Consider the following 12,553-nt stretch of genomic DNA (forward strand, 5'->3'; position numbering starts at 1 on the left):
AAAAATCAAGGCTTAAGCGTAGCCATGCCGCGCCAAGCCCTCACTTATTTGTCACCACCCACCTTGCCCGACCTACCGGACGGTCAACCCGGTTCAACCCGAATCAACCCAACTGCCGCCGGCGATTGATCTCGCTGACCAGCCATCGCATGCGGCTCTTGCCTTGCTCATCCGCAGTGCCCATGATCACCGACTGCTGGAGCATGTCGAGCTCGCGGCGCAACGGCCCCGCCAGCAGCTTGGCGATGGCGGTGTCGAACTCCTGCTCGGCAGGTTCCTCATCAATCTCTTCGCGCAGTACCGCGGCGCGCACATTGGCATAGACCTCGGCGTACGGCGACTGCGCGAGATGCTCGCTAAAGGCCGCGAAGTTCACCTCGCCCTGCAACTCGTCGCAGGCGGACACCAGGTGCGCCAGCACTTCGGCGTCGGCCTGCTCGTCTTCGAGCAGCAGTGCCCGGCTATCGGCGTCGAGCCGGCTCGACAGCTGCGGGTAGCGCATCAGCAACTGCAGCACCCGCTGCTCCAGGCCGGTGGGGGCCTGGCGCTTGGTGCGCGGCCGCGGCTGGGCAAAACGCCCGACCCGCGCCGGGTCGCTCGCCAGCCCGCAGACGGCTTCGATTTCGGCCGGCGTGGTGCCGGTGGCATCGGCCAGCTCGCGCACGATCTGCAGCCGCAGGCCGCCTGCGGGCATGGACTGCAGCAGCGGCTTGGCCTCGTACTGGGCGCGTGCGCGCCCCTCGGCCTGGCGCAGCTCCTGCCCCTCCGACACCACCTGCAGCAGGAAGCGCGACAGCGGCATGGCATCGCGCACCTGCGCGGCAAACGCGTCGGTGCCCTGCTCGCGCACATAGCTGTCCGGGTCGTGCTCGGCCGGCAGGAACAGGAAGCGGATGGTCTTGTTGTCCGCCACGTACGGCAGGCAGGCCTCCAGGGCCCGGCGCGCCGCGCGGCGCCCGGCGGCGTCGCCGTCGAACGAAAACACCACGGCATCGGTCTGGCGCAACAGCTTTTGCACGTGCACCGCCGTGCAGGCCGTGCCCAGCGTGGCCACGGCGTTGGCAAAGCCCAGCTGCGCCAGGGCCACCACGTCCATATAGCCTTCGACCACCAAAACATAGCCGGTTTCCCGGATCGCATGGCGGGCCTCGAACAGGCCATATAGCTCGGTGCCTTTGCTGAACAAGGGCGTTTCCGGCGAATTCAGGTACTTGGGCTCGCCCTGCCCCATCACCCGCCCGCCAAAGCCGATCACCTGGCCCTTGGTGCTGCGGATGGGAAACATGATGCGGTCCCGGAAGCGGTCGTAGCGCCGCGGCTTGCCGTCGGCGTCGCGCTTCTCGGCGCTTTCGATCATCAGGCCGGCTTCCACCAGCGGCCCGGCGATCGCATCGTCGCGGTAATTGCCGAACACCGACTCCAGCCCCTGCCAGTCGTCCGGGGCATAGCCCAGGCCAAACTGCGCCGCGATCTCGCCAGTCAGGCCGCGGCTCTTGAGGTACTGGATCGCCTGCGGCGCGCTGCGCAATTGCTTGCGATAGAACTCGGTCGCGCGGGTCATGGCATCGGAGAGCGCCAGCGAGCGCGCCTGCACTTCGGCGCGCTGGGCCGGCGGCAGCCGGTCGCGCTCCTCGGGCACGGACAGGCCGACCGATTGCGCCAACTCGCGCACGGCATCGGGGTAGGATTGCCCGGAGTATTCCATCAGGAAGCCGATGGCCGAGCCATGCGCCGCGCAACCAAAGCAGTGATAGAACTGCTTGGTCGGCGAGACCGTGAACGACGGCGACTTCTCGTTGTGAAAGGGGCAGAGCCCCATGAAGTTGGCGCCGCCCTTCTTCAACTGCACGTACTTGCCCACCACATCGACTATGTCGACACGGTTGAGCAGGTCCTGAATGAAGGATTGCGGAATCACCCGGCTTGTCGTCCTATGGCCGAACCACCCGTGGAACCGGGCGGCGGCGATATCTGGTTCATGAAGTGCGTGACCGGCACTGCGCTTTCCGGCCCCTTAACACTACATTGTAGTGCAGACGCAACGGATTGCAGCCAGCGCCGGCGAGGGGTGCCAGGCAAAAAGTGCCCTCAGCCAGACTCCGCAGCCTCCGGCCGCCAGGTGCCAGCTAGCGCCCCACCCCGCTCAACGCCCCGCCAGCGCGGCCTTGACCAGACCGGAGACCGCGGTCATGTCGGCACGGCCGGCCAGTTTGCCCTTGAGCACGGCCATGACCTTGCCCATGTCCTGCGGGCCGGCAGCGCCGGTTTCCGTGACCGCGGCCTGCACTTCGGCGGCCACTTCCGCATCCGACAGGGCCGCCGGCATGTAGACCTTGAGCACATCGATTTCCGCGCTCTCCTTGTCAGCCAGGTCGTTGCGGCCGGCCTGGGTGAACTGGGAGATGGAGTCCTTGCGCTGCTTGATCAGCTTCTCGATCACGGCCTGCACGGCGGTGTCGTCGAGCTCGACGCGTTCGTCCACTTCCCGTTGCTTGATGGCAGCCAGCAGCAGGCGGATGGTGCCGAGGCGCTCGGTCTCGCGGGCACGCATGGCGGCCTTCATGTCTTCGGTTACACGGGCTTTGAGGGACATCGCATTATTCCAGGAAAGTGTGGGCGGGATGGTGCCGGTCAGGCGCAACGCCGGCCGTCGGCCGCCAATGCAAAAACCCGCCGGAGCCTTGCCCACAGCGGGTTTTGATGCGAAACGCGAAGGGTACGCTCAGTACATCTTCTTCGGCAGCATCAGGCTGCGGATGCGCTTGTAGTGGCGCTTTTCGGCGGCGGCCTTCTTGCGCTTGCGCTCCGCCGTCGGCTTTTCGTAAAACTCGCGAGCCCGCAATTCAGTCAGCAAGCCGTTTTTCTCGATGGTGCGCTTGAAACGACGCATGGCAACTTCAAACGGCTCGTTTTCTTTAAGGTGGATCGTGGTCATTTTGCTGAAATAAGTAGCAGCTGTTAGCGGTTTTACGAAAGCTACAAGTGTAGCACAACCGCTGTCAAGCCCGTATGGCGGTTTTTTTGCCGCCATGCTGCTTACGATACTCAGGCCGTCCCCGCCGCCATGGCCCTTGCATTCTCCGCCACGGCCTGCCCGGCGGCCACGCCGGATGCCCACGCCCACTGGAAGTTGTACCCCCCCAGCCATCCGGTGACGTCGACCACCTCGCCGATGAAATACAGGTTGGGCACGGTGCGCGCCATCATGGTCGCCGACGACAGCGCGCGCGTGTCCACACCGCCGAGCGTGACCTCCGCCTTGCGGTAGCCCTCCGTGCCTGCCGGCACCAGTTGCCAGCTGTTGAGCGCCGCGCCGAGCCGGCGCAGTGCCTTGTCCGGCATATCGTGCAGCGGCTGCGCGCCGTTCAGGCCGGCCGCCGCGCACCAGGCGTCGGCCAGACGGGCGGGCAGGCGCTCGGCGAGCAGGTTGGCCAGGTGCTTGCGGCTGCCACCCTTTTGCTCGAGCAGCCATTCACTGGCGTCGTTGCCGTCGAACAGGTCGATGGTGATCGGCGTGCCAGGGCGCCAGAAGCTGGAAATCTGCAGCACGGCCGGCCCGGACAGGCCGCGATGGGTCCACAGCAAGTCCTCGCGGAAGGCGCCGGCCGTCTTGCCGCTTCCCGTCGCAATGTCTACCTCCATCGACACGCCCGCCAGCGGCACGAATGGCGCCCAGCCCTGCCCGTCGAACGTCAGCGGCACCAGCGCCGGGCGTGTCTCGACAACGCCCAGCCCGAACTGGCGGGCAATGCGGTAGCCGATGTCGGTGGCGCCGATCTTCGGGATGGACAGGCCGCCCGTGGCCACCACCAGCGCGCCGGCACGCACTGGCCCGCTTGCCGTCATCAGCAGGAAATCGTCGCCCTCGCGCCTGACCTCGTCCACGCCGCAGCCGGTGCGCCAGTGCACGTTGCCCGCGCCGCATTCGGCACGCAGCATCTCGATCACCTGCTCGGCGCTGTCGTTGCAGAAGAGTTGGCCGCGGTGCTTCTCGTGCCAGTCGATCTCATGCTTGCGCATCAGCGCGAGGAAATCCTGCGGCGTGTAGCGAGCGAGCGCGGAACGACAGAAGTGCGGATTAGCCGACAAAAAATTAGCCGGCCCCGCCTGCAGGTTGGTGAAATTGCAGCGCCCGCCGCCGGAGATGCGGATTTTCTCCGCCACCTTGGTGGCGTGGTCGATCAGCACCACGCTGGCGCCACCCTGCCCCGCCACAGCGGCGCACATCATGCCGGCGGCCCCGGCGCCAAGCACCGCCACGTCGAAGCGCCCTGCGCGCGCGCCGGCCCGGCCGGTCTCTGTGGTCTGCTTGCTGCCCATGTCTGTCTTGCCCAATGAATGCCTGATTAGTGCCCGCGGAAGAAGCGCCGATTGTAGCGAAAAGCATGGCCAGCGCCGCTGTGCTACCCTGCTGGCCTCATGCCCGGCTGCCGGCCCGATGGTCTGCAGCCCGCTCCAACCCCTTGATTTGCCGGCCTCGCTTGATGCCGGCCTCGCCTGCCCCATGCTTGTCCTCGGCATTGAATCCTCCTGCGACGAAACCGGCCTCGCGCTCTACGACACGCAAGCCGGCCTGCTCGCCCATGCCCTGCATTCGCAGATCGCCATGCACCGCGACTACGGCGGCGTCGTGCCTGAACTCGCCTCGCGCGACCATATCCGCCGCGTGCTGCCGCTGTTGCAGCAGGTGCTCGACGAAGCCGGCCGCACCCGCGCGGACATCAACGCGATTGCCTTCACCCAAGGCCCCGGCCTGGCTGGCGCGCTGCTGGTGGGTGCATCGGTGGCCAACGCCCTGGGCTTCGCACTGAACGTGCCGATGCTGGGCGTGCACCATCTCGAAGGCCACCTGCTGTCGCCGCTGCTGACACCCAATCCGCCGCCATTCCCGTTCGTTGCCTTGCTGGTTTCGGGCGGACACACGCAGCTGATGGAAGTGCGCGGCATCGGCGAGTACGCCTTGCTGGGCGAGACCCTGGACGATGCCGCCGGCGAAGCGTTCGACAAGACCGCCAAGCTGCTCGGCCTGAGCTACCCGGGCGGCCCCGAAGTCTCGCGGCTGGCCGAGTTCGGCGTGCCCGGCACGTACGCCCTGCCGCGTCCGATGCTGCATTCGGGCACCCTCGATTTCTCCTTCGCCGGCCTGAAAACCGCTGTGCTCACGCAAACGCGCAAGCTGGGCAATGTGTGTGAGCAGGACCGGGCCAACCTGGCGCGCTCCTTTGTCGATGCCATCGTCGACGTGCTGGCCGCCAAGTCGATGGCCGCCCTCAAGCAGACCGGGCACCGGCGCCTGGTGGTGGCCGGCGGCGTGGGCGCCAACCGGCAACTGCGCGAGCGGCTGAACCAGCTTGGCGCGCAGAAGAAGATCGAGGTCTACTATCCGGACCTGGCCTTCTGCACGGACAACGGCGCCATGATCGCCTTCGCCGGCGCCATGCGGCTGCAAGCCGCGCCGGAGCTGGCCAAGCGCGACTACGGCTACGGCGTGACGCCGCGCTGGGAGCTGTCGGACATCCGGCTGCCGGAGCGCCCCGCCGCCTGAGGCGAACGCCTCGATGCAGTAAAAAAAGCCACCTCACGGTGGCTTTTTTACTGCGGCACGGCGGGCTTACTGCGCGCGCTTGTCGCGCTCGATCACGGCGTAGGCGCTGTGATTGTGGATGGACTCGAAATTCTCGGCCTCCAGCACATAGGCCACGATGCGATCGTCCGCATTCAGGCGCATGGCGATATCGCGCACCAAGTCCTCGACGAACTTGGGGTTCTCGTAAGCGCGCTCGGTGACAAATTTCTCGTCCGGGCGCTTGAGCAGGCCCCACAACTCGCACGAGGCCTCTTCCTCGGCCATGCGCACCAGCGCCTCGACCGGCAGGTCGGCCGCCAGTTCGACGTTCATGGTGATGTGCGAGCGCTGGTTGTGCGCGCCGTACTGCGAGATCTTCTTCGAGCACGGGCACAGGCTGGTGACCGGAACCAGGGCTTTCAGGAAGACCTTGGTGGCGCCGTTGCGCACTTCGCCGATCAGCGTGACTTCATAGTCCATCAACGATTGCACGCCGGATACCGGCGCGGTCTTGTTGATGAAATACGGGAAGGTCACTTCGATACGGCCAGCCTCGGCTTCGAGCTTGACCAGCATCTTGTCGAGCAGCGTGCGGAAGCTCGCCAGCTCCAGCGGCTCGCGTTCTTCTTCCAGCAACGCGACGAAACGCGACATGTGCGTGCCCTTCTGGTCGGCAGGCAGGTGCACGTCGAGATTGAAGGTGCCGACGGTGGCCAGTACGCCGGCCGGCGTCTTCAGCGACAGGGGGTAACGCACGCCCTTCACGCCAACCCGCTGGATGGGGATCTGGCGGGTATCGAGGCTCGACTGCACGTCGGGCATCACAAAGGCGGGATTGATGTCATTCATATCGATCAGGTTTCCTCTACGGTCGCGGCATTTTTCGCAGTCAACCTTGCCGCGCAACGAGTGTGAAACCGCGGGGATGGCAAAGCCGATGGCCTCCCGCAGCTGCGAACACAGAACCTGGGATTCTAAGGGAATTTGCCTTTGACTGCCCACGAGCGGGGCGATACCCGTACGGGACGCACGGGTGATGGCATCGGGATACCATCAGGAAAACCGGCGCGCCCGCAAGCCGCGGGCGCGCCGTTGGCTCAGGCCGCGCGGGTAGCGACGGCAGGCTGCGCCAGGTTGAAGCGCTCGCGCACCGATTGCTCGATGCCCTTGGCGTCCAGCCCGCACTGCGATAGCAGGAAGGCCGGGTCGCCATGATCGACGAAGCGGTCAGGCAGGCCGAGCTGCAGCACCGGCATGGCGATACCAGCGGCAGCCAGCGCTTCGAGCACCGCGCTGCCCGCGCCGCCCATCACGCAGCCTTCTTCGACGGTGACGAGGTAGTCATGCTCGCTCGCGAGCTTCTTCACCAGTTCTTCGTCGAGCGGCTTGACGAAGCGCATGTTGGCCACCGAGGCGTCGAGCGCCTCGGCCGCACCCAGCGCCGGATGCAGCATCGAGCCGAACGCCAGGAACGCCACGCGCTGGCCGGCGCGCGCGCCGCCCGTGCGGCGGATCTCGCCCTTGCCCACTGGCAGCGCGGTGAGCGCGGCCCCGGTCGCCACGCCCGTGCCGGCGCCGCGCGGGTAACGCACGGCGGTCGGGCAATCTTGCTGGTAAGCGGTGGTCAGCAGCTGGCGGCACTCGTTCTCGTCGGCCGGCGTCATCACCATCATGTTGGGGATGCAACGCAGGAACGCGATGTCGTAGGCGCCCGCATGGGTAGCGCCGTCGGCGCCGACCAGGCCGGCGCGGTCGAGTGCGAACACCACCGGCAGATTCTGCAGCGCCACGTCGTGGATCAGCTGGTCATAGCCGCGCTGCAGGAACGTGGAGTAGATCGCCAGCACGGGCTTGAGGCCTTCGCAGGCCAGCCCGCCGGCGAACGTCACGGCGTGCTGCTCGGCGATGCCCACGTCGTAGTAGCGGCTGGGGAAGCGCTTCTCGAACTCGACCATGCCGGAGCCTTCGCGCATGGCCGGCGTGACCGCCACCAGCTTGGGGTCGGCGGCGGCCATGTCGCACAGCCAATCGCCGAACACCTGCGTGTAGGTCTTGCGGGCGGGCTTGGTCGACGGGCGGATGCCTTCGGCCGGATTGAACTTGCCGGGGCCGTGGTACAGGATCGGGTCGGCCTCGGCCAGCTTGTAGCCCTGGCCCTTCTTGGTGACCACATGCAGGAACTGCGGGCCGCCGCCTTCGAGGGCGCGCTGGCGGATGTTCTGCAGCGTCGGCACCAGCGATTCGAGATCATGGCCGTCGATCGGGCCGATGTAGTTGAAGCCGAATTCCTCGAACAGCGTCGCCGGCACCATCATGCCCTTGGCATGTTCCTCGAAGCGCTTGGCGAACTCGAGCACCGGCGGGGCGACCGACAGCACCCGCTCGATGCCCTTCTTGGTGGCGGCGTAGAACTTGCCGCTCATCAGCCGCGCGAGGTGGCTGTTGAGCGCGCCCACCGGCGGCGAGATCGACATGTCGTTGTCGTTGAGTACCACCAGCAGCGGCAGGTCCTTGTAGACGCCGGCGTTGTTCATGGCCTCGAAGGCCATGCCGGCGGTCATCGCGCCGTCGCCGATCACGGCGATGGAAACGCGCTTGTCGCCCAGCGTGCGGGCGCCCAGCGCCATGCCCAGCGCAGCCGAGATGGAGGTGGACGAATGCGCGGTGCCGAAGGTGTCGTACTCGCTTTCCGAGCGGCGCGGGAAGCCAGAGATGCCGCCCCACTGGCGCAGCGAATGCATGCGGTCGCGGCGACCGGTCAGGATCTTGTGCGGATAGCTTTGGTGCCCCACGTCCCAGACGACGCGGTCATCCGGCGTATTGAACACATAGTGCAGGGCAATGGTCAGCTCGACCGTGCCCAGGTTGGACGACAGGTGGCCGCCGGTTTGCGACACCGATTCAAGCACGTAGGCGCGGAGTTCGTCGGCCAGCGTCTTGAGCTGGCGGCGGTCCAGCCTGCGAAGGGCTGCGGGGTCGTCAATAGTTTTGAGCAGTGCGTAGGTCATGATGTCCGTTCGGCGGCCGGATTCTTGTGCCCGGTTGTCAGTGTTTCCTGCTTGTCCATTCAATTCGAGCGCAGCACGATGAGATCGGCCAGTTCGCCCAGGCGTCGGGCGCGCGCGCCAAACACCGCCAACGCTTCGTGCGCCGTGGCCCGAAGCTGCTGCGCCAGCTGGCGTGCAGGCTCGAGCCCCATCAGCGACACGTAGGTCGGCTTGTCGTTTGCCGCGTCCTTGCCGGCAGTCTTGCCCAGCGTGGCGGTATCCGCGGTCACGTCGAGGATATCGTCCACTACCTGGAACGCCAGGCCCACGGCTGCGGCGTAGCGGTCAAGCGCGGCCAGGCCGGCTTCGTCCACGGCACCGCAGTAAGCGCCCATGCGCACGCTGGCGCGCAGCAACGCACCAGTCTTCATGCGATGCATGCCTTCCAGTTCCTCCAGCGACATGGCCAGGCCGACATGCTGCAGGTCGATCGCCTGCCCGCCTGCCATGCCCACGGAGCCGGAGGCCCGGGCCAGTTCCGCTACCAGGCGCAGGCGCGCGGCAGCGTCGAGCGAGGCCAGCAAGGCCGATTCGGCCAGCACAACGAAGGCCTGGGTCTGCAGCGCGTCGCCCACCAGCAGCGCCGTCGCTTCATCGTAGGCCTTGTGCACGGTGGGGCGGCCACGACGCAAATCGTCATCGTCCATGCAGGGCATATCGTCATGCACCAGCGAGTACGCGTGGATCATCTCCACCGCGCTGGCCGCCGCGTCACAGGCCTCGGGGGCAGCGCCCGCTACTTCACCGGCCGCGTGCACCAGCAAGGGGCGAACCCGCTTGCCACCGCCGAGCACAGCATACCGCATGGCTTCGTGCAGTGTGCAAGGCACTGTTTCCGCGGCCGGCAGCCCGGCGTCGAGCGCGGCCTCGGTCCTGGCGCCCGTGGCGCGCATCCAGGCAGCAAATTCGCCAGCTTCGATAGTTTGATGCGATTCGCTCATTCCAGGTCTCCGGCGTCGGCGGCCATGGGCTTGAGTACATCGCCCTCCAGCACTTTAACCTGTTGTTCCACGCGTTCGAGCATCTGCTGGCAGTACCTGACCAGTTCGGCCCCGCGCTTGTACGCGGCCAAAGAATCTTCCAGCGGCAAGGCGCCGCCCTCCATGCTGGCGACCAGCGCCTCCAGTTCGGCCATGGCGGCCTCGTAAGAGGCGGGCGGCGCGGAGGCGGACCGCTGGTCGGTCGCGGCCGGATCGGCCTGGGCCGGAGAGCTCGTAGTCTTTGGCATTGCGGACATTGAATCTGGGGAAGCTGGGATTTTACGCCAAAGCGGGACATTGCCCGCATCCCATGCAACAGGGGACAGGGACAACGTTGCCGGAAAGTGACTTGTGCGCTTGGGTCGTCTTTCCGAATGCGCCCTGAACGACACCTCCATGACGACCCGGGTCGACTTTTTCGCTAAAAAGGCCAAATAATCAGTCCCTTAACTTTTTCGCTCGGGTACAATCCGCGGTTCGTCAGCGCGATCCCCATCCGTCGGCCCGAAAGCAGGCCAGGGCGCGACTGACCGTCTTTCCCAAATCGATTTCTTTTTCGATGGTTGGGTTGTTCACTGCTTTCGCCTGTCATAGGGAGTGGGGATAATGTCCAATCTCAGCACCGCGCTGAAACTGGTGCCGGCTGATACGCAGTTGCCCGTAAACGTCTACTTCGACGAGGCACTGCATCAACAAGAACTGGAACTGCTGTTCAAGAAGGGCCCGGGCTACGTCGGCCACGAGCTGATGATCCCCGAAACGGGCGATTATCACACGCTGGCCGCCGAGGACGAGGGCCGCATCCTGGTACGGAATGCCGACGGGATCGAGCTCATGTCCAATGTCTGCCGACACCGGCAGGCCATCATGCTCAATGGCCGCGGCAATGCGAAAAGCATTGTCTGCCCCTTGCACCGCTGGACCTACGACCTGAAGGGCGAACTGCTCGGCGCGCCGCATTTCGCCGAGCGTCCGTGCGTCCATCTGAACCGCTCGCCGCTGCAGAACTGGAACGGCCTGCTGTTCGAGGGGCAGCGCGACGTTCGCGCCGACCTGGCACGCCTGGGCGTGGCCGAAGACCTGAACTTCGAAGGCTACCTGCTCGACCACGTCGAGATCCACGAGTGCAACTACAACTGGAAGACCTTTATCGAGGTCTATCTGGAGGACTACCACGTCGTGCCGTTCCACCCGGGCCTCGGGAGCTTTGTCTCCTGCGACGACCTGAGCTGGGAGTTCGGTGACTGGCACAGCGTCCAGACCGTCGGGTTGCACGCGGGCCTGAAACGCCCGGGCAGCCCCACGTACCAGAAGTGGCATGAGGCCGTGCTGCGCTTCAACAACGGCGTGCTGCCCAAGTACGGCGCGATCTGGCTCACCTACTACCCCAACATCATGGTGGAGTGGTATCCGAACGTGCTGGTGGTCTCCACCCTGCACCCGCTCGGGCCGAACAAGACGCGCAACGTCGTGGAGTTCTACTACCCCGAGGAAATCGCGCTGTTCGAGCGCGAATTCGTCGAGGCCGAGCGCGCCGCCTACATGGAAACCTGCGTCGAGGACGACGAGATCGCCGAGCGCATGGATGCCGGGCGCCGGGCGCTGGCCAAACGCGGCGTCAGCGAGACCGGCCCGTACCAGTCACCCATGGAAGACGGTATGCAGCACTTTCATGAATGGTATCGCCGCGCCATGTCCTTCACGGACTGACCCGCCAGCCAAGGCCCAGCGGGCCGCGGCATCGACAGCGCAGCGCAGACGCAAGCAAAACGGACCGCCCAGGCGGTCCGTTTTGCCTTTGGTGCGGTGCACACTCGCTGATACAATCGCCGCTTCCGGTGTGCGCCCGGCGCCTCGCCGCCAGCCTTGCCGGCCATCCGCCCCATGCGGAGCCTTTCGCGATCCAGTTCCGCGCCCCCCGCCAGGAGCCGCTTCGCGCGCTGTCCATTCTTCCTTTCGCCCCACCATGCAATCGCTCTGGATGCTGTTCGCCGCCTTCGCCTTCTCGTTAATGGGGGTGGGCGTCAAGCTGGCATCCGAGATCTATGCCACGGGCGAGATCGTGTTCTACCGCAGCCTGATCGGCGTGATCATCATGTGGACGGTGCTGGCTTCATCCGGCACCTCGGTGCGCACGCCGCACATGGCCATGCACATCAAGCGCAGCTTGTTCGGCGTGACCGCCCTGCTGCTGTGGTTCACCTCGATCACCATGCTGCCGCTGGCCACGGCGATGACCCTGAATTACATGTCGCCGGTCTGGATCGCGCTGATCCTGGGCGCCGGCGCAGCCTTGACCGGCACCGGCGGCGCGGACCGCAAGCTGATCGGCGCCATCCTGATGTCGTTCGGCGGCGTAATCTGCCTGTTGCAGCCGTCCGTCGGCCATAACCAGCTCACCGGCGGGCTGATCGGCCTGATCTCCGGCATGTTCACCGCGCTGGCCTATGTCGAAGTGCGCCAGCTCGGCCAACTGGGCGAGCCTGAAGGCCGCATCGTGTTCTATTTCTCGGCAGTCGGGATGGTGGTAGGCCTGGCCTGGATGCTGTACACCGGGCCGAGCACCCACACCTGGCGCGGCGCGGGCCTGCTGCTGGCCATCGGCATCCTGGCCACGCTCGGCCAGACCGCAATGACACGCGCCTACAAGCGCGGCAACACGCTGCTCACCGCCAACCTGCAGTACGCCGGCATCGTGTTCTCCAGCCTGTGGGGCATGATTGTCTGGCGCGACCAGCTCAACTGGCTGTCCTGGGTTGGCATGGCACTCATCATTGCCAGCGGCATCGCCACCACGCTGACCCGGGCGCGCGAAGGCTCCAACCAGCAGCCAACCGCTGATACCCCGGTCAAGTCGGCCGAGGCGGAAGTGCACCCCGAGGTGTAGCATCGGGGGTGGCGGACCGTGCTCACCCCGCCGCCCGCGCCCGCCCATGCCTTTGCAGCGCGACTATCCCAAC

Annotated in this window: 11 protein-coding genes; 3 read left to right on the forward strand and 8 right to left on the reverse strand. The window is 66.0% G+C overall.

Annotated elements, in window-relative coordinates; translation table 11 throughout:
• Window positions 1-103: 103 nt before the first annotated feature.
• The 4 genes from dnaG to F7R26_RS14975 form a co-directional block, all read right to left on the reverse strand.
• The gene (dnaG, locus tag F7R26_RS14960) at window positions 104-1,918 is read right to left on the reverse strand and encodes a DNA primase (protein ID WP_150984193.1); all 1,815 of its coding nucleotides are present in this window, start codon (window positions 1,916-1,918) and stop codon (window positions 104-106) included.
• Between the two features lie 225 nt (window positions 1,919-2,143).
• On the reverse strand, window positions 2,144-2,593 hold the full coding sequence (locus tag F7R26_RS14965; protein ID WP_150984192.1) for a GatB/YqeY domain-containing protein: 450 nt from the start codon (window positions 2,591-2,593) through the stop codon (window positions 2,144-2,146).
• A gap of 129 nt (window positions 2,594-2,722) precedes the next feature.
• The gene (gene rpsU, locus F7R26_RS14970; protein ID WP_043348281.1) at window positions 2,723-2,935 is read right to left on the reverse strand and encodes a 30S ribosomal protein S21; all 213 of its coding nucleotides are present in this window, start codon (window positions 2,933-2,935) and stop codon (window positions 2,723-2,725) included.
• A 110-nt stretch (window positions 2,936-3,045) separates the two neighbouring features.
• Window positions 3,046-4,320 carry a BaiN/RdsA family NAD(P)/FAD-dependent oxidoreductase gene (locus F7R26_RS14975; protein WP_150984191.1) on the reverse strand — a complete coding sequence of 425 codons (1,275 nt, stop codon included), beginning with the start codon at window positions 4,318-4,320 and terminating at the stop codon, window positions 3,046-3,048.
• 184 nt (window positions 4,321-4,504) lie between these two features.
• Between F7R26_RS14975 and tsaD the strand changes: the two genes are divergently transcribed.
• On the forward strand, window positions 4,505-5,545 hold the full coding sequence (gene tsaD / locus F7R26_RS14980) for a tRNA (adenosine(37)-N6)-threonylcarbamoyltransferase complex transferase subunit TsaD (RefSeq protein ID WP_150984190.1): 1,041 nt from the start codon (window positions 4,505-4,507) through the stop codon (window positions 5,543-5,545).
• Window positions 5,546-5,611: 66 nt separating this feature from the next.
• On the opposite strand, the gene folE2 is transcribed toward tsaD, so the two are convergent.
• The 4 genes from folE2 to F7R26_RS15000 form a co-directional block, all read right to left on the reverse strand.
• Window positions 5,612-6,415, reverse strand: coding sequence for a GTP cyclohydrolase FolE2 (folE2, locus tag F7R26_RS14985; protein ID WP_150984189.1), 804 nt, complete (start codon window positions 6,413-6,415; stop codon window positions 5,612-5,614).
• 248 nt (window positions 6,416-6,663) lie between these two features.
• Window positions 6,664-8,574, reverse strand: coding sequence for a 1-deoxy-D-xylulose-5-phosphate synthase (dxs, locus tag F7R26_RS14990; protein ID WP_150984188.1), 1,911 nt, complete (start codon window positions 8,572-8,574; stop codon window positions 6,664-6,666).
• Window positions 8,575-8,633: 59 nt separating this feature from the next.
• Entirely contained in the window at window positions 8,634-9,554 is a 921-nt protein-coding gene (locus F7R26_RS14995) for a polyprenyl synthetase family protein (protein WP_150984187.1), read from the reverse strand.
• Window positions 9,551-9,841 carry an exodeoxyribonuclease VII small subunit gene (locus F7R26_RS15000; protein WP_043348298.1) on the reverse strand — a complete coding sequence of 97 codons (291 nt, stop codon included), beginning with the start codon at window positions 9,839-9,841 and terminating at the stop codon, window positions 9,551-9,553. The genes F7R26_RS14995 and F7R26_RS15000 overlap by 4 nt, the downstream gene beginning before the upstream one ends.
• Window positions 9,842-10,199: 358 nt before the next feature.
• Here F7R26_RS15000 and F7R26_RS15005 point away from each other — a divergent pair, with 358 nt between their 5' ends.
• Together F7R26_RS15005 and F7R26_RS15010 are read left to right on the forward strand one after the other, a co-directional pair.
• Window positions 10,200-11,303 carry an aromatic ring-hydroxylating oxygenase subunit alpha gene (locus F7R26_RS15005; RefSeq protein WP_150984186.1) on the forward strand — a complete coding sequence of 368 codons (1,104 nt, stop codon included), beginning with the start codon at window positions 10,200-10,202 and terminating at the stop codon, window positions 11,301-11,303.
• Window positions 11,304-11,559: 256 nt separating this feature from the next.
• A complete protein-coding gene (locus F7R26_RS15010; RefSeq protein WP_150984185.1) occupies window positions 11,560-12,480 on the forward strand; it encodes a DMT family transporter in 921 nt (306 codons plus the stop codon).
• The last annotated feature ends 73 nt before the right edge of the window (window positions 12,481-12,553 follow it).

The organism is Cupriavidus basilensis (assembly GCF_008801925.2).
Lineage (GTDB): Bacteria > Pseudomonadota > Gammaproteobacteria > Burkholderiales > Burkholderiaceae > Cupriavidus > Cupriavidus basilensis.